Origin of the sequence: Borrelia recurrentis A1 (assembly GCF_000019705.1) — a bacterium.
In the GTDB taxonomy this organism is placed as follows: domain Bacteria; phylum Spirochaetota; class Spirochaetia; order Borreliales; family Borreliaceae; genus Borrelia; species Borrelia duttonii.
The window spans coordinates 613,801-632,521 of sequence record NC_011244.1 but is presented as its reverse complement, the minus strand read 5'-3'; the positions used below and the strand labels follow the sequence as shown (position 1 = coordinate 632,521).

General features: G+C 26.6%; 13 protein-coding genes. 5 read left to right on the top strand and 8 right to left on the bottom strand.

Annotated elements, in window-relative coordinates:
• Positions 1-45 precede the first annotated feature (45 nt).
• Together BRE_RS02995 and rsmA are read left to right on the top strand one after the other, a co-directional pair.
• Positions 46-1,323, top strand: a complete 1,278-nt coding sequence (locus BRE_RS02995; RefSeq protein ID WP_041178140.1) for a ComEC/Rec2 family competence protein — start codon at positions 46-48, stop codon at positions 1,321-1,323.
• 34 nt (positions 1,324-1,357) lie between these two features.
• Positions 1,358-2,182 (top strand): 16S rRNA (adenine(1518)-N(6)/adenine(1519)-N(6))-dimethyltransferase RsmA, encoded by an 825-nt coding sequence (rsmA, locus tag BRE_RS02990; RefSeq protein ID WP_012539016.1) that lies wholly within the window; start codon positions 1,358-1,360, stop codon positions 2,180-2,182.
• On the opposite strand, the gene pta is transcribed toward rsmA, so the two are convergent.
• A complete protein-coding gene (gene pta / locus BRE_RS02985; protein WP_041178139.1) occupies positions 2,165-3,211 on the bottom strand; it encodes a phosphate acetyltransferase in 1,047 nt (348 codons plus the stop codon). The genes rsmA and pta overlap by 18 nt on opposite strands.
• Positions 3,212-3,337: 126 nt before the next feature.
• Between pta and metG the strand changes: the two genes are divergently transcribed.
• Complete coding sequence (metG, locus tag BRE_RS02980) at positions 3,338-5,527, top strand: methionine--tRNA ligase (RefSeq protein ID WP_156768691.1); 2,190 nt, start codon at positions 3,338-3,340, stop codon at positions 5,525-5,527.
• Positions 5,528-5,548: 21 nt separating this feature from the next.
• Complete coding sequence (locus tag BRE_RS02975; RefSeq protein ID WP_012539013.1) at positions 5,549-6,598, top strand: lipid II:glycine glycyltransferase FemX; 1,050 nt, start codon at positions 5,549-5,551, stop codon at positions 6,596-6,598.
• On the opposite strand, the gene murD is transcribed toward BRE_RS02975, so the two are convergent.
• Together murD and BRE_RS02965 are read right to left on the bottom strand one after the other, a co-directional pair.
• Entirely contained in the window at positions 6,595-7,950 is a 1,356-nt protein-coding gene (gene murD, locus BRE_RS02970; RefSeq protein ID WP_012539012.1) for a UDP-N-acetylmuramoyl-L-alanine--D-glutamate ligase, read from the bottom strand. The two genes, BRE_RS02975 and murD, sit on opposite strands and share 4 nt — an antisense overlap.
• Positions 7,951-7,974: 24 nt before the next feature.
• Positions 7,975-9,318 carry an MATE family efflux transporter gene (locus BRE_RS02965; protein WP_012539011.1) on the bottom strand — a complete coding sequence of 448 codons (1,344 nt, stop codon included), beginning with the start codon at positions 9,316-9,318 and terminating at the stop codon, positions 7,975-7,977.
• Positions 9,319-9,794: 476 nt separating this feature from the next.
• Between BRE_RS02965 and BRE_RS02960 the strand changes: the two genes are divergently transcribed.
• Positions 9,795-10,616, top strand: coding sequence for a M15 family metallopeptidase (locus BRE_RS02960; protein WP_041178138.1), 822 nt, complete (start codon positions 9,795-9,797; stop codon positions 10,614-10,616).
• On the opposite strand, the gene recG is transcribed toward BRE_RS02960, so the two are convergent.
• The 5 genes from recG to BRE_RS02935 form a co-directional block, all read right to left on the bottom strand.
• Positions 10,603-12,666 (bottom strand): ATP-dependent DNA helicase RecG, encoded by a 2,064-nt coding sequence (gene recG / locus BRE_RS02955; RefSeq protein ID WP_012538330.1) that lies wholly within the window; start codon positions 12,664-12,666, stop codon positions 10,603-10,605. The two genes, BRE_RS02960 and recG, sit on opposite strands and share 14 nt — an antisense overlap.
• Positions 12,667-12,675: 9 nt before the next feature.
• Complete coding sequence (locus BRE_RS02950; RefSeq protein ID WP_012539009.1) at positions 12,676-13,248, bottom strand: YggT family protein; 573 nt, start codon at positions 13,246-13,248, stop codon at positions 12,676-12,678.
• Between the two features lie 11 nt (positions 13,249-13,259).
• The gene (dnaE, locus tag BRE_RS02945; protein WP_012539008.1) at positions 13,260-16,694 is read right to left on the bottom strand and encodes a DNA polymerase III subunit alpha; all 3,435 of its coding nucleotides are present in this window, start codon (positions 16,692-16,694) and stop codon (positions 13,260-13,262) included.
• Between the two features lie 123 nt (positions 16,695-16,817).
• Entirely contained in the window at positions 16,818-17,993 is a 1,176-nt protein-coding gene (locus tag BRE_RS02940) for a methyl-accepting chemotaxis protein (RefSeq protein WP_012539007.1), read from the bottom strand.
• A 108-nt stretch (positions 17,994-18,101) separates the two neighbouring features.
• Positions 18,102-18,689, bottom strand: a complete 588-nt coding sequence (locus BRE_RS02935) for a hypothetical protein (protein WP_041178137.1) — start codon at positions 18,687-18,689, stop codon at positions 18,102-18,104.
• Positions 18,690-18,721: the final 32 nt, after the last annotated feature.

Here is an 18,721-nt window from a genome sequence, read left to right as displayed (position 1 = left end):
AATGATCTGATATATTTAAAACATACTTTCAAAAAGAGATTTCTAGTGATTTTTTTATTTATAATCAGTGCATTAAGTTTATCAATAAGATATTATCTAAAATTAAATTTAATATACTTAAATATAATTCTAATATTAATCTTTATAATCAAAAAAAATGCTCATCTCTCATTAACATTCATAATCAACACAAGTTTACTTATAATTTTTGAAATTAGTTTAATTTTTAATATACTTGAAAACAATTATTACCAAATAACAAACATCACTATCTATATCTCTAAGTATAAAAATGTCAAAATTGAAGCAATAGATGGATTTGGACAAAATTACAAATTTATATTTAAAAATATTGAAAATGAATACAATATAGGAGATATCGTCAAAATTCAAAATAATAAAATTCAATGCATCAAAAAACCACTACTGGTAAAACTTAGAAAAAAATATAACAAACTCATCAATAAATTTTTAAATTCGATTAGTATCAAATATTCTCATTTTTTAAAAGCAATTCTTACAAATAATAAATCAGAAATAACAACATATGAAAAACATTTATTTCAAAAAGCAGGATTATCACACATACTAGTGATATCTGGTCTACATTTTTATTTGATTTACATTATTTTAAATTACTTACTAAGCATAATTATAAATTACAAACTAAAATATACAATCATAATCATAATATTACTCAATTATTTAATCTTAACAGGCTTATCACCATCTGCATTAAGGGCATTTATAATATTAAAAACTTTTATAATTTATAAATTAATATACGGAAAAATCAACTTATTTAGCACATTATCAATTAGTTTTATAATAAACGCCATCATTTTCCCATACACATTAAGTTCAATAAGTTTTCAGTTATCTTATCTCTCAGTAATTGGGATATGCATTTCTATTGCACTTAATAAAAGATACAACTTAAATAAAATTATATACCCAATGCTTACAACCTTTTTAATTCAAATACTAACAGCTCCTATTCTTTATATAAATGATCTCAATATTCAACCAATATCAATACTATCAAATATAATAGTTACTCCTCTAATTTTAATATTTTTTATAATAACAATATTTAGTCTATTAACTTATGCAACTAGCACAAATCTATTTCTATTTTTTGATCTAATTAATAGTTATATATTCAAAACAATAAAAAACACAATCACTATTTTTAGCAAAGTTGAGGTAATTAACAATTCAAACATAGGCATATTTTTAATATTAAGCACTATGATACTATCTTACCTAATCTACAAGCTAGAACAAGAAAAATACTATAGAGAAAACATAAAAAACTCATGATAGATAATAGCTATATGATATTATTTTATTATCTATGAATATAAATTATAACAGCATAAACAGCATAAAGAATGTGTTAAAAAACAAAAATATAGCACCAAGAAAGATATGGGGACAAAATTATTTGATTAATGAAAATATAAGAGCAAAAATAATAGATGCACTTGACATTAAAAAAAATGAAAAAATTTGGGAAATTGGTCCAGGACTTGGAGCAATGACAGCGACCTTATTAAATAAAGCAAATTTTTTAACGGCATTCGAAATTGACCCTAAATATTCAGAAATCCTAAATGAAAAATTTGGTCAACTGAAAAATTTTAAACTAATTGAAGGTGACTTCTTAAAAACATATAAGCAAGAAAAAAAAAGCATCAATAAAATAGTTTCAAATTTACCTTATAACATTGCATCAAAGGTAATATCAACTCTAATTGAAGATGAAATATTAATACACATGGTATTTACAGTACAAAAAGAACTAGCAGACAGAATGATTGCCAGAGAAGGAAACAAAAATTACTCATCATTTACAATATTAGTACAATCACATTTTAATGTAATTAAAATAATGGATATTGATAAAAAAAATTTTTATCCAATTCCTAAAGTTAAATCAACAACCATAAAATTAATTCCTTGTAAAGAAAACATTAAAAATTTTCAAATATTCAATAAATTAATCAGAACAGTCTTTACAAGTCGTAGAAAAAAACTTAAAAATACAATCATCAACTTTATTAAAAATGAAAACATTCTTAAAAAAGACTTTCTGAAAAACTTTTTAGATAAAAGACCTGAAGAAATCTCCGTTAAGGAATTCATTACAATTGCAAATAAATTAACTACATATCATTAAGGCACTTGTTAATACAATATCATTTACAGAACAACCTCTTGAGAGATCACTAACAGGATTCTTTAGTCCTTGCAAAAAAGGACCGTATGCTCTAGCAAAAGCTAATCTCTCAACAAGTTTATATCCAATATTACCAGACTCTAAATTAGGAAAAATAAGAATATTTGCAATACCGGCAACCAGAGAATCACTACACTTCTTTTCTGCAATACTTTTAACTAAAGCTGCATCAACCTGAAGTTCTCCATCAATCAATAAATCTGAACATTTGCTTCTAACAATATCTAAAGCATCTCTTACTTTTCTAACCTCTAAAGAATCAGCAGATCCTTTTGTAGAAAAGCTTAAAAGAGCCACCTTTGGCTCTTGATCAAAAATATTTCTAAATGAATTTGCACTATGCATTGCAATTTCTGCAAGTTGTATAGAATCAGGATTAATTATTACAGCACAATCAGCAAACATTAAAATCCCTTCATACCCAAAACAAGTTTCAGATTGAGCAAAAACATTCCGAGTATCCACAATCATAAAAGAAGACACAAATTTAGTTTCTCTAAATCTAGGAAGTATCTTAAAAACGCTTTTTAAAACTTTAGCAGAAGAAGCTAAAGCACCACAAACACAAGTCTTAACATCACCAAGCCTAACCATCATCATAGAAAATACAATATCATCTAAAAGCTCTTCCTTAGCTTTACTAACATCTAATTTTTTATCATGGAACAAACTTAAGTATTCATCCAAATACCTATTAAAGTCTTTAAAAGAACTAGGATTTATAATTTTTATCATATCCAAAATATCATCTCCAAACCCCATAAGTTCTCTTAATTTCCCTAAAATAGTATCTCTAACTCCAATAAGTACTACAAATCCTGCAAGACCTTCTCTTAAAATATTAATAGTAGCTTTTAAAATTCTAATATCAGTGCTTTCAGGAAAAACAATACTAGCCTTATCCCCATGATCTATTACATTTTTTCTTGCTCTAGCATAAACATAATCCTTAAAATTAAAAAAACCCATATATTCCACCAACCCCTCAAGCATAATTTATTAACAAAAGCATAAATTAATAAAAAACTAAACGAAATGATATGTTAATATTAAAATTATGGATATTATGAATATAATGTATCAAAAAAGGAAAAAATAAATCAAGTGCAAAAAAAGAACTTAATTACAGCAGCATTACCATATGTCAATAACATACCTCACCTTGGAAATTTAGTCCAAGTCTTATCTGCAGACGCTTTTGCAAGATATTCAAGAATGATGGGAATAGAAACACTTTATGTTTGTGGAACAGATGAATATGGCACAGCCACAGAAACTAAAGCCTTAATTGAAAAAACCACACCTGAAGAATTGTGCAACAAATATCATGCAATACACAAATCAATTTATGAATGGTTCAATATAAAATTTGATATTTTTGGACGCACAACTAATAAATATCATAAAGAAACAGTACAAGATTTATTCTTAAAGTTAGACAAAAATGGATATATTACAGAAAAAGAAAATGAACAATTTTTTTGTCAACAAGATCAAATGTTTTTAGCAGATCGATACGTAACAGGAGAATGTCCAAATTGTGGAAATAACACAAAAGGAGATCAGTGTGAAAATTGCTCTAATTTACTAGTTACAAATGAACTACTAAACCCAAGATGCATAATTTGTAAAAATATTCCTATTATAAAAAAAACTAAGCATTTATACATTGATCTACCAAAGATAAAAAATGAATTGGAACATTGGATACAACAAATTGACCAAAACACAAATTGGAACATCAATGCCATTAAAATAACAAATGCATTTTTAAGAGATGGACTTAAGGAACGAACAATAACAAGAGATTTAAAATGGGGAATACCTGTCCCTAAAAAAGAATATGAAAATAAAGTATTTTATGTATGGTTTGATGCCCCAATTGGATATATATCAATTACAAAAGAAATAATCAAAGATTGGGAATCTTGGTGGAAAAATAATGAAGATACAAATTTAATACAATTTATTGGAAAAGACAATATCTTATTTCATACTATTATGTTTCCTTCTATAGAACTTGGAAGTCAAGAAAATTGGACAATGTTAAATAAACTAGCTTCAAGCGAATATCTAAATTATGAAAACTTAAAATTTTCAAAATCTGCAGGAACTGGAATATTTGGAAACGATGTTATTACCACTGAAATACCTTCTGATGTTTGGAGATTTTATATATATTACAACAGACCTGAAAAAGCCGATTTTCAATTTATGTGGGATGACTTTATGGAAAGAATCAATAGCGAACTCATAGGAAATTTTTCAAATCTTATTAATAGAGTATTAACATTTTATAAAAAATTCTTTGGAGATAAAATTGACAAAATAGAACTAAATGAAAATTTTTGGCAAATAGTAAATATTAAATATGAGAGAACAATAAATTTTTTCAAACAAATAGAATTAAAAGCAGCTTTAAAAGAAATTCTTGATATCTCAAGAATAGGTAACAAAATATTTCAAGACAAAGAACCATGGAAAACAAAAAATAGTACGCCCCAAACAACAAAAGAATTACTCTTAAATCTAATATACTTAATAAGAGATCTCTCCATATTAATCTCACCATTCATGCCACATACAAGCGATAGAATAAGAAGTTTTTTTGGTAAAAGTTATGAAATATCCAATAAATTTTTAGGAACAAATTTAGGATTAACAACAATACAATCTACAGAAGTATTATTTACAAAACTAGAAAAACAACTAATTGATAGTTTAAAATTAAAATATTCGGGGAGAACAAACATGCAAGATGAAAAAAATAAAAATTCAATAAATTTATTTAGCGAACAAATATGCTTAAAAACAGTAAAAATCAAAACAATAGACAGAAATCCAGATGCAGAAAAATTATTCATCTTAAAACTTGACGATGGAACTCCTGAAGGAAAACAAATTGTAAGTAGCATTGCAGATCACTACACAGAAGAAGAACTAATTGGAAAACACATAATAATAGTTGACAATTTAAAACCTGCAAAATTTAGAGGAATCAGATCTGAGGGAATGTTAATTGCAACTAAAGATGAAAATAAAAATTTTAAAATAATAATTGTAGAAGATTTTAAAGATAATCCCATCCCTGGAGAAAGAGTGATACTTGAAAGCGACACTGGAAAAGAATTAAAATCACCAACAAAAATTAGCATAGATAAATTTCTCCAAGCCCAAATTGTGGCAGAAAATGGAGAACTTAAAATAAATGGCATTAACTTAATATTAGAACATTCTAAAGAAAAAGTACTCTCAAAAGAAATTCCCAATGGTAAGATATATTAAAACCCTAACTAAATAAAAACAATGGATACACAAAAAATAGAAATAGAAAACTTAAATGAAAATTATCTTCAAAGCAAGTTATGGGCAGTTGTAAAACAAAATTTCAGCAAACAAAGTGCATGGAAAGCCATAGCATTAAACAATAATCAATTTAACAAAATCCTTGTAATGCAAAGAAGGCTTTTTGGAAATTTTTATTTAAGTTATGTTGCTCATCCAGAATTTTCAAATAAAAGAATTGAAGATATTAATATAGATAAAATTAACAATCAAATAAAAAAATTTAGTGAAAATATAAGACAATACTTACATAAAAACACCATATTCGTACGATATGATTTAATGTTCTATACTTCAAGAAGTAGTAAAGACAAATATATTCCACTAAAAATTAAATTTAAAAATCTCAAAAAATCATTTGATGATATACAACCATCAAATACAACAATACTAAATTTAAACGATTCAATAGATAATATTAAAGCTAAAATGAAAAAGAAAACAAGATACAATATAAATCTTAGCAACAAAAAAAATATTAAAGTGATAATAGATGATGATTTTAAATATTTTGATGAATTTTATGAACTTTATAAAGAAACAGCTCAAAGAGACAAATTTGCCATTCATTCAAAAGATTACATAAAACACCTAATAAAAGCATTTAAAGAAGATAAACATTCAACAATAAAACTTATAATTGCATTACACAACGAAAAATTAATATCCGGCATTATTGTTGGTATATATAAAGACAAAGCCACATACCTCTATGGTGCATCAAGTAATACAAATAGACATTTAATGCCAAATTATGCGGTACAATTCGAAACAATACAAATGCTTAAAAAACTCTCAATAACAGAATATGATTTTTTAGGCATTCCTCCAACTGCTGATACAAAACACCCTTTATTTGGACTATTTCAATTTAAAACCGGATTTGGAGGAACAATTATTCATAGAATTGGATGTTATGATTTTGTATACAAAAAATTTTTATATAATATTTATAATATTGTTGAAATATTAAGATATATTTACTATAAAGTCATAAAAAAAAGAATTTAGGTCATACTATTCACTAAATTTTTAAAACAAATTCCTCGATCAAACTCATTATGAAAAAGTTCAAAAGAGGCACTAGCTGGGGAAAATAAAACTATATCATTTGTCATAGCTACTTCTTTAGCATAACAAACACATTCTTTTAAAGATGAAAAAATAAAATAATTAACATTTCTTGATTTTAAAAATTCAATAATTTTTAAAGTAGCACTTCCCTGTAGCAAAATCCAAGTTTTTACAAAACTTAAAATATCATCAAAAATTTTAAAATTCAATTCTTTATCAGTTCCGCCAGTAATCAAATGAATTGATTCTCCATGGACCTTTAAACTCTTAATAGAAAAAACTGTAGAATCAGGAATTGTTGATGCCGTATCATTATAATACTTAACGCCATTAAATTCTTTTACAAATTCTAACCTATGTTCAATACCATCAAAAATAGACACAATCTCAGAAGAAATATTCAAATTTAAATGCAAATAATTTGCAACAAAAACAGTAATCATTTTAGAAATTAACAACACAATTTTCGATTCATTAAGAACACCTATCTCTCCATCATTCAAATATACTTTTCCATCTTTAAAATAAAAGATATCTTCTTTAAAATCTACGGGCATAATTTCTGAAAATAAAACAATCTTAAGATTATGTTTAAACCTAGAAAAGTAATTATAATAAGCTTGATCTTGCACAATTAAAATTCCAGAATTTTGATTTATAAAGATTTTTGCCTTATCTTCTATATAATCATCAAAATTTGAATAATAATTTTGATGATCACAATAAACATTTGTAATAATGCTAATCATAGGAGATAAACTCTTAATATCATGCAATTGCCAAGAAGATAGTTCCAAAATAATTGGCGATATTCCATCAAGTTCGTCCAAAAAATTTAAAGGAGATATTCCAATATTACCTCCAAGCTTAACATTAGGATAACTAGCAACTAAAACTCTATACAAAAGAGATGCTAGGGTTGATTTTCCCTTAGTTCCAGTAATAGCAATAATTGGATTTCGATTAAACATTAAAAACAAACTAATCTCACTCTCAATTCTTTTTGCAAGCTTTAAATACTGATTATCAAAGCTTACACCAGGATTTTTAATTACAACATCTGCTCTCTTAAAATCATCCTCATTATGATATCCTAAAACGTATCGAATTTTATTTTTAAACTGTTTTAAATAATTAATACTTGGACTTAACTCAATTTCATTTCTTAAATCCGTAATTACTAAATTACCACCATGTTTTAACAAAAACTTTGCAACAGCTAGACCTCCTCCATGAAGCCCTAAACCCATAATTAAAAAATTTTTACCTTTAATCTCATTTAGACACACAATACAAATATTATAACAAAATAATTAACCTGTTCTAATAGACTTAATCCATTTAGTACTATAAAAATAAGGTAAAGAAATGCCAAATTTAATGACATCTTCAAGAGTTGGAATAAATACAACAAGTTCAAAAGGAGTTTGAGTATAATTTGCTAAAAAATATGCAATGGGAATTGTATAAATTAAAGTTACAGCACCCTCCATAACAGCCCCAAAATTTGGAGATGCACCTGCACGGAAAAACCCAAATAAATATTGAAATGCAAGTGATGTAAAAAAAACTGAAATGGAATAATATCTTAACATAACCCCCGTAAGGCTAGCATACTCTAATTTATAAAAAACATAAGGAGCTATAAATGATAAAGTAAACATTATAATAGAAGTTAAGGCGGCCAAAGCAAGACCTATTTTACCCAAATATATTGCAACAGACATTATTTCATCCTTATCATTATTCATTTCATGTCCCATCACAATATTAACAGCAAAACAAAAAGCATGAACTATATTAAATCCAATAAAATAAGTAGAAAAAGTTATGCTATAAGCTGCATATTTAGCAGTATCAATTCTTGAAAAGATCGCACTTAAAACAAAATATCCTATATACCAAATAAAATCATTTAAAAAAATTGGAACAAAAACTTTAATTAACTCAGAAAATATTACAGGATTGATTTTTAAGTTTTCAAACTTAAGATAAAAATGTGAATTTACATTAAAAACAGTATAAAAAAGATAAAAAATAAGCTCAAGTAAACGAACCAATGTAGTTGCAATAGCAGCACCAATTACTCCCATATTCAAAACAAAAATAAACATATAATTAAAAACTATATTTACAATAACTGAAATAATAGAAGTAACAATCTGAATTTTAGTGACCTTAACAACTTTTAGAGAATTAGCAATAATTCCCTTAACAACGGCAAATATAAAAGAATAAACAGCAATATTCAGATAAGATACGCCATAAGATACGGCTATTAAATCATCAGATAACAATCCAAGTAAAAAATATGAATAAAATAATGAAACTAATATAAATAAAAAAGGAAAAAATAAAAGTATTGCAATACTAATAAAAAATGTATTTTTAAAACTATCAATATCACCTTGCGAATATTGCCTTGTAGCCAATATATTATAAGCTCCCATTATAGCAAATGCAATAGTACTAAATAACTCAAACAATTTATTTGCAAGAGAAACACCAACAACAGGATAATCACCAAGGTAAAACACCATAATATTATCTGTAAATGCAACAATATTAAACAAAAAGAATTCAATGACTGTTGGAATTGCAATATTAAAAACATCTCGATAAACACTGCTTTTCTTGGATTTGATTAATGAATGCATAACCTCCTCCTAAATATAAAAAAAGCAAATTTTCAAATTGTTAGGAAAAACAAACAAAACCAACTTAAAAAATATACTATAAAAAAATAACAAAAATACCTTTATTAAATAAGATCAACATGAATTTTAAATTCATATTACTCATATAATATCCTTAATTGCTATTATAATATATTTTTAAAATTAAAGCTGCTTCTTATAATGAATTCCCTTTAGCCAATTATCTTTTAAATACCCTAAAACAACAACTAACAAAAATGTTTCTGGCATTTTAACATATCTTTGTATCATTTACAGTAAATTTAACAATAATTATATTAATTACAATTTTTATACAATAACACCAAATCTTACTTAATTTAGCATTTATAAAAACAAAATTAAAAACTAAAACTAATACGTTATTCATCAATAACAAAAGCTCAACATAATATAACTATATGTTAAACTGGATAATGCAATATAATTATATATTAATGATATCTTTTAATATTTTTTCACTAATTTTTTTAGTTAGTAATTTAATTAATAACCCTTCTTTAGAAGCAAATACAATATCAAAACAAGATTTTCAAACTTTACTTAATATCATAAAAACTCTAGATCAAGTTCATCAAAAACAAATAAAAGAACAACCTATCTCATTTATTCAAGAACTAAAACCATTACTTGAAGCGGAAGAAAACAATTTACTAATACTTGTAAATAAAAAAATCCCTATTCCTAAAGGATATAACCCAACTGACTTGGTTTATTTAAAAAATTTCAAAGAACTTAAAAACATTGGCAAAGAAAACCTCAAATTAAGAAAAATATTAATAAATGACTTAATTGATCTTATAAATGCAGGGAAAAAAAATGGTTTACAAATAAAAATAATATCAGCATATAGAACAAAAGAATACCAAAATTTTTTATTCAAATATAATGTAAAAACATATGGCATAAAGTCAGCACAGATACAATCAGCAATTTCTAATCACTCACAACACCAATTAGGAACAACAATAGATTTTATCAATACAGATGATAACCTATTAAATACAAAAGAAGGAAAATGGCTTTACGAAAACTCATCAAAATATGGATTCTCATTATCATATCCAAAAAAACATGAAAAAGAAACTGGTTATAAAGCAGAACCTTGGCATTACATGTACATTGGAAAACAAGCATGTGCCCTACAAAAAAAATATTTTAATAATTTACAATATAAATTTCTTGAATTTTGGAATAATAACAAAAAAGAACTCTTAAAGTTAATTCAAAAATATAAAATTAATATTAACTACCCTTAGAAACTGAACTTAAATATGATACTAAAAGGCTATCTAGCAACTTAACATCTGATTTATCATAAAAATCTCTATTTGAACAAAATATATCAAGTTCTGCTCTCATTAAACCTATAATTTCTTTATGCTCAACAAAATCAGATATCCTAAGATTGAAATAGCCACTCTGTTCAAGACCAAATAAATTCCCAGGCCCTCTTAATTTAAGATCCTCTTCTGCTATTTTAAATCCATCTGTATTTTCTTTTATAGTTTTAAGTCTAAATTTACCTGCTTCCGTTAAAGGTTCCTTATAAAGCAAAAAGAAAAAAGACTTTAAATTACTCCTACCAACACGTCCTCTAATTTGATGTAATGTAGAGAGTCCAAAACGTTCTGCATGTTCTACCACCATACAAGTTGCATTGGGACAATCAATACCAACTTCAATAACACTCGTTGCAACCAGGATATCAATTTTCTTTAAATAAAAATTATGCATAATTTCTTCCTTCACATAAGATTCAAGCTTAGAATGAATCATAGCAACAGAATATTCAACAAAAATATTTTGAAGATTTAAACACATACTAGTAGCATCCTTTAGATTAAACTTTTCTGAAGATGATATTAAAGGATATACAAAATAAACCTGATGTCCTTTTCCAAGTTCATTTTTTAAAAATTCATATACCTTTTCCTCATTGCCATGTTTTGCCAAATATGTAGTAACAGGTAGTCTACCCTCAGGACCCCTTTTAATTAAAGACACTTCAAGATCTCCAAAAAGGGTTAAAGCTAAGCTTCTAGGAATAGGCGTTGCTGACATTAAAAGAACATCAACTTCTTCACCTTTATTTCTAAGCTCTTCTCTTTGTTCAACTCCAAACTTATGCTGTTCATCAATAATGACATAAGCCAAATTTTTAAATTTTGTCCCTTGAGAAAAAATAGCATGAGTCCCAATTACCAAACTACAAATTCCACTTTGAATCTTTTCTAAAACCTCATCTCTATCTTTTTTTTTTAAACTTCCAGTCAAAAGAACCACAGAAATATCAAAATCTTTTAATATATTTGTCAAACTATTATAATGTTGACGTGCTAATAGATCAGTAGGCACCATAAATGCAACTTGATATCCAGCTTCAATTAAAGGAATACTAGAGAGAAAAGCAACAAGAGTTTTACCACTTCCAACATCACCCTGTAAGAGTCTATTCATTGGTTTGTTATTTTTAAGATCATTAATTATTTCAGTAATTGCAATTTTTTGATCCCTTGTAAGTTCAAATGAAAGTTTTGAAATAATTTGTTTTAACAAATCATTAGATAAATTTTTTTCTGCTCTTAAGAAAACCCTATAACTCTTACCCCTTGAAAAAAATTGAAGTAAAAAAATCTCTCTATAAACTAAAGTTTTTTTTGCTCTCCTAAGCATTTCAAGAGAACTTGGAAAATGAATCTCATTTAAAGCTTCATGCAAAGACAATAATGAATATTTATTTATCAAAAATTTAGGAATATCTGATTGTCCAAATTTTACAAAATACGCAAGAGCACCTTTCACATAAGAAGATATTTTTTTAGAACTAAGTCCCTCACTAAGAGAATAAACAGGCATAATTTTTTTAAATTTTACAGGATTATAACTAAATATCTCACTATCAAAATTAGAACAACTCCACATCTTAGTATAATCGTTATAACTAAACCTAGCATAAATATAAAACTTTTGACCTATCTTAAAAATTCTCTCTAAAAAACTTCTATTAAACAAAAGAATTTCAAATAACTCACTATTTTCACTCCTACCTATAATCTTTAAATTTCTCTTAAAAGTATTTCCAAAATCTCTATGTTCTATAACAGTAAAAATCGTCATAAGTTCACAAATTCTAACTTGTAATGGATCTGGAAATGCTGCCATATTTTTACGATCTTCATATTTTTTTGGATAATATTCTATTAGCTCTTTAACATTTGTAATTCTAATATTATTTAATCTATCAATTCCCCTACTGCCAAGACCATTAATGCCTTGTAAGCCATACTGAAATTCATGCAAAAACACAAAAAATCCCTAAAAAGGCAAATAAAAGCTTAAAATATTAATAGCCATTATAGCTTGCTCAAAAATAATTATAAATGCTAACAATAATGATGCTGCTACAATTAAACTAACGGCATAAGACATATGCTTATCTGTAACTATATTTTTTATCTTAAAAGATAACAGCACTAACAAAGAATCAACATTTTTCATAAAATCAGTACCATTAAATAAATGTAAAAACAGAAATACCACTCTTAAAACAAAGAAAAAAATAAGAGCAAAAAAAATACTTCTAAGTATTCCCCAAGCTTCCATAATAAATAATACTATAAACGTAGAAAGCTTATAATTACCATAAGATAACATTCTCTCGGTTATCGTAATAGTAATTAAAGCCGCAATTGGTGAGAAATCATAAATACCAAATCTAAAAAATCTAATGCTTCTAAAAACAGATAAAAATGGCTCTGTTACATTATATATAAATTTAAAAAATGCATTAGAACTAATTCCTGAGGATACCAACCAACTAAGAAGAATTCTAATTAAAATTAAAATTCTATAAATGTTCAAAAATACAATTAAAGTCTCTGTTATCACAACTAATCCTCCTAATCAAACCAAATATCCTCCACTATTTTATGGTCTTTTAATTCATTAATTTTAAACTCATCAGGTTTAAAATTTAGAATTAAATCCATTTTAAGTTTTAAGTCTCTACCATTATTTTTTAAATAAAGATAAACATATGAAAATCCCGTATCATCCTCAAGATCGAAGATTTTATTTTTTAAAGAAGTCAGAAGATTAGAATCATTTAATCCCTTATTAGTAAATTTAATATGAAGATTATTAATTTTATTAATCGAAATTTCTTTTATAGTTAGAATTTTTTCAACTATTATGGAAAATTTATCTCTACTAAATGTAAGCTTCCCTATAACACCAATTACATCATCTTCAATTAACAAATGTTTATATCGATCATAACTCTCAGGAAAAACCACAATTTCGATTGAACCTTCAAAATTTTCAACAATTCCAAAAGCCATCCTAGCATTATTTTTCTTCAGATGAACAACTCTTATGAAGTTTAAACTACCTGCAAATTTAACAACAGTATTTCTTCTAGATGCAAGATCTTTTACAACATTAAAGTTTGTAAAAAATTCCAATTCTGATTTATAAGGATCAAGAGGATGTCCAGACACATAAAACCCTAAAAGCTCCTTTTCAAACCCTAAAAGCTCAAGATAAGAATATTCCTCAAATAAATTATAATTAAAAGTCTCTTCCAGAATATTTTGAGAAGCAAATAAACTATTTTGTCCCTGTTTTTTTGCATTCTTATTTTCTAATACAAAAGCTATTAATTTATCAAGATTTTCAATAAGTGTTCTTCTATTTTGTCCAAGACTATCAAAAAGACCAGACTTTATTGAAGCCTCAAGAAATTTTTTATTTATAACTTTTTTATCTACCCTTTTAATAAAATCTTCAAAAGATTTATATTCTCCATTCTCTTGCCTTTCATTCAGTATAAGATCAACCATTAGTTCACCAATATTTTTAATTCCATTAAGACCATAAGAAATATCAGAACCAACGACACGAAAATCTTTAAAAGATTGATTTATATCAGGTCTTAAAACATTAATTCCCATCGATTTTGTTTCTTCAATATAGTAAGACAACTTTTCAGTATTATTAATTTCATTTGTCAAGTTAGCAGCCATAAAACTTGCAGGATAATTAGCTTTAAGATATGCTGTTTGATAAGCTATTAAAGAATAAGCAGCTGCATGTGATTTATTAAAACCATAACCAGCAAAAGGCTTCAAAAGTTCAAATATATCACTTGCAAGAGTTTCATCATAACCTTTCTCAAGAGCACCTTTTATAAAGTCAACTTTCATCCTATTCATTTCATCTTCTTTCTTTTTACCCATTGCCCGTCTTAAAATATCTGCTTTTCCAAGAGAAAATCCACCAATAATTTTTGCAACTTCCATAACTTGTTCTTGATAAACAATAACACCATAAGTTGGTTTTAAAACCTCTGTTAAATCTGGATGAGGATATTTAATGCGCTTAGCCCCCGTCTTAGCAGCAACAAATTGTGGTATAAATTGCATAGGGCCTGGACGATAAAGTGCATTTAAAGCAATTAAATCTTCAATATTATCGGGTTTTGAATCTTTCAAAATTTGTTGCATACCTTCAGATTCAAACTGAAAAACAGAAGTACTACGCCCTTCAGAAAGCATTTTAAACGTCTTAGCATCACTATCAGAAATAGTAGCAATACTAAAATCAGGATCAGTAATTTTAATAAGTTTCTCTGCATTTTTTATTAAAGTTAATGTCTTAAGTCCAAGAAAATCCATCTTTACAAGACCACAATCCTCTAATAAATCCATAGTATACTGTGTAGAGACTGTATCTTGCTTATAATCCTTATAAAGAGGAACATAATCTGTTAAAGAAGTTCTAGCAATCACAATACCTGCTGCATGTGTTGATGCATGTCTATTCATGCCTTCAAGAACAAGAGCTGCTTCCATTAACTCATTATAAACAGGCCCCTTATTTAAATATTTTTTCAATACCTTATCTTTCAAAACTTCTCTCAAGGAAACTTTTGGACCATCGGGAATAAGTTTAGTAATCTCATTAGATTGAACAAAAGGAATATCTAAAACCCTACCCACATCCTTAAATACAGCCTTGGGTTTTAGAGTTCCAAAAGTAATTATCTGTGCAACCTTATCTTCTCCATACTTTTTTGTAACATACTTTATAACCTCATCTCTACCTTCAAAGCAAAAATCAATATCAAAATCAGGCATAGAAACACGTTCAGGATTTAAAAATCTCTCAAAGAGTAAATTATATTTTAAAGGATCAACATCAGTAATACGTAAAGCATATGCAACAATAGAACCCGCTCCAGAACCACGACCAGGACCAACAGGAATATCATTATCATGAGCAAACTTAATAAAATCCCACACAATTAAAAAATATGCCTCAAATCCCATATTAATAATTGTGGAAAGCTCATAAAAAGCACGCTCCTTAATATTATCGGTTATGTTTGCATATCTAAATTTTAAACCTTCAAGTGTTAAATGTTCTAAATATTGACCCTGAGTATCAAATTCCTCGGGTATATGATATTCAGGAAAAATAGGACCTGGAAATTTAATTTCAAAATCATTACATTTCTCAGCAATCTTTAGCGTATTTGCCAAAGCTTCTGGTAAATCTTTAAAAAGCTCACACATCTCTTCTGGAGACTTAAGATAAAATTCATCCGTTTCCATTTTAAATCTGCCAGAATCGCTTCTCTTAGCACCAGTACCAATACAAACAATAATATCTTGAGCCGTAGCATCCTCTTTATTGACATAATGAGAATCATTAGACACACTCAACTGAACATCAAGTTCTTTAGAATAAGCTATTAATTTTTCATTAACTATATCTTGTTGTTTAATTCCATGACGTTGCAATTCAAGATAAAAATCATCTCCAAAAGTATTTTTAAACCAAAGAATCTCATTCTTTGCATCATCAAATCTATTTGAAAGAATCAACTGAGGAATAATGCCTCCAATACATGCAGACATACAAATAAGCCCTTCTGAATACTTTGCAAGATCATCTCTATCCATCCTAGGCCTATAATAAAATCCCTCAAGATAAGAAACACTTGTAAGTTTCAATAAATTCTTATATCCTTGCTCATTCTTTGCAAGAAGAATTAAATGATAATACGGTTTTCCAAATTCATCATTCTTCTTTATATATTTTAAAGTATTTGACATATAGGCTTCAATGCCAATTATGGGCTTAATACCTGCTTTTTTTGCCTCTCTATAAAACTTAATAGCACCAAAAAGATTGCCATGATCAGTCAACGCAATATGAGACATATTGTACTCTTTAGCCTTTGACACAATATCTACAATCTTAGCAGCTCCATCTAAGAGTGAAAAATCTGAATGCACATGCAAATGAACAAACTTAGCTTTTAAATTCATACTTATCTTACCAAAATAAAACTCGATCTTTTAATAGCAAATACCTTAAACTAAAGTAAAATAATTAAATGAAAAATCTTTAAACTACTTATAAACTAGAATAACACAAACAATAACTTTAAATTAGCAAAAAACATTAATGTTCTGATTTTCACATTCAACTACCATGTTTTTAACAGATTCAAGTCTACTAATTATTTCATTCGATAAATTTTCAGCCCGCATGAAAAAATCCCTTGCATTCTTCAAATCAGCATTGTTAAAATTACCTTGTGAAAAAATTTTGATTATCTCAACAACAAGTTTATGAATATTTAAATAATCAGAATAAATATTCTCCCAAACTTCTCTAATTTCAAGCTCTTTTGGAGCAAAACCTTGATAAAATAACCCAAAACCATGTTTCATAGGATCACTTTGGATTGCCATACTTTTTTGATTATCAACAATTGCTTTTACAACACTTATCCAAGACATATGTTCTGAAATAATAAATTCCAATTCCTTTAAAAAATCATCATTCGAATATACAAAAGCTTTAGAAACAGATAAAGAATCACAATTTCTTGACAAATAAGAAACACTAGCTTCAATATTTTCAAGCTCATTAATTAAAGTTGAAAATTCACCTTGTTGACCAATACAATATTTAAATGATTCTTCAAGCGAAGTAAGCTCTTCTATCATATTTAAAAAAAGATTATCAATACCTAATTGCAATTTCTTAATATTCTCAGAAATCAAATCTGTAGACACCTGCTCAATTTCCTTAACGGAAATCATGTTCATAACGCCCTTTGCCTGATCTGATAGTCTTTTAATCTCATCAGCAACAACAGAAAATCCTTTTCCATACTCTTTTGCTCTTGCAGCTTCAAGCTTAGCATTAAGAGAAATCATATTAGTTGCACCTAAAAAACTATTAATAGTTTCTAAACTTTTTTGAACATCCATAATAATATCAGTAACTTTTTGCAATTTTTCTTTATTATTTTTTTCAATATCTTCAAAAATAGCATTTACTTTAATTCGACCATCATTTACCTTACTGATAAGTGATATGCAAACCTTCTCAACATTTACAAAACCAGAAAATAAATTTTTATATAAAAATTCAATATTAACTAATACATTACTAATAGAAGACTTAGTGTGATAAAAACTCCTCACAATTTCTTTTAAAGAACTTTCATTCTCACATGTACTAATATCATCAATATTGTCAACATCATTGAAAGAATTGTCTTTAACATCAGATGTAGAAGACTTTTTTTTACAAAAAAATGGAAATTTATACATGGGAAAATTTTACCATAAAAAAGAATTTTCTAACAATATAAAACAAATTTAATCTAACAATTATTTATAATATCATAAATAAAGGATAAATATCTATAAATTATTATTTTACTTACTCCTAATGAAAGAATACTTACCTATTATTTTATTATATTCAAATAATATATCCTCATAAGAAAAAAATTTCACAAAAACATTAATAAAATCTTCAAGTTTCTCTTTTACTAATGGCAAATAAAAATCGTTATCTAATTTAAAAATGTCATCTGCATCTAATATAATTAATTCTTCATTTTGTTTTAAGAGCATCCTTTTAGGTTGCCAAAAAAGAACATTAACCTTATCACCTTGAATCAAAAATCTACTAAGTTCATACTCAAGATCAACATGATCTGCTTTTGCCTCAATAATACCAACAATAACACATTTTTCATAATCCAATCTTTTAATAAGTACCGCATCTGCTAACACACCTTTTCCTAAAATATCAAGAAAAAATTGTTCCTCAATCTCATATTGATCGTAAAACGGAAGGTTTGCTATTTTCCTTAAAAGATTAAGCAATATATATTTTTTACTCATATATTGATTATTATGTCTCAAACAAGGTATTTTCATTCTATACTTAAGTTCATCAAAAAAATATTTAACCAACCTCTTCATAGAGATTGCTCTCTTAACATCACTTTCATTCATCTTATACCTCCTAACCAAATATCATAAAAAAT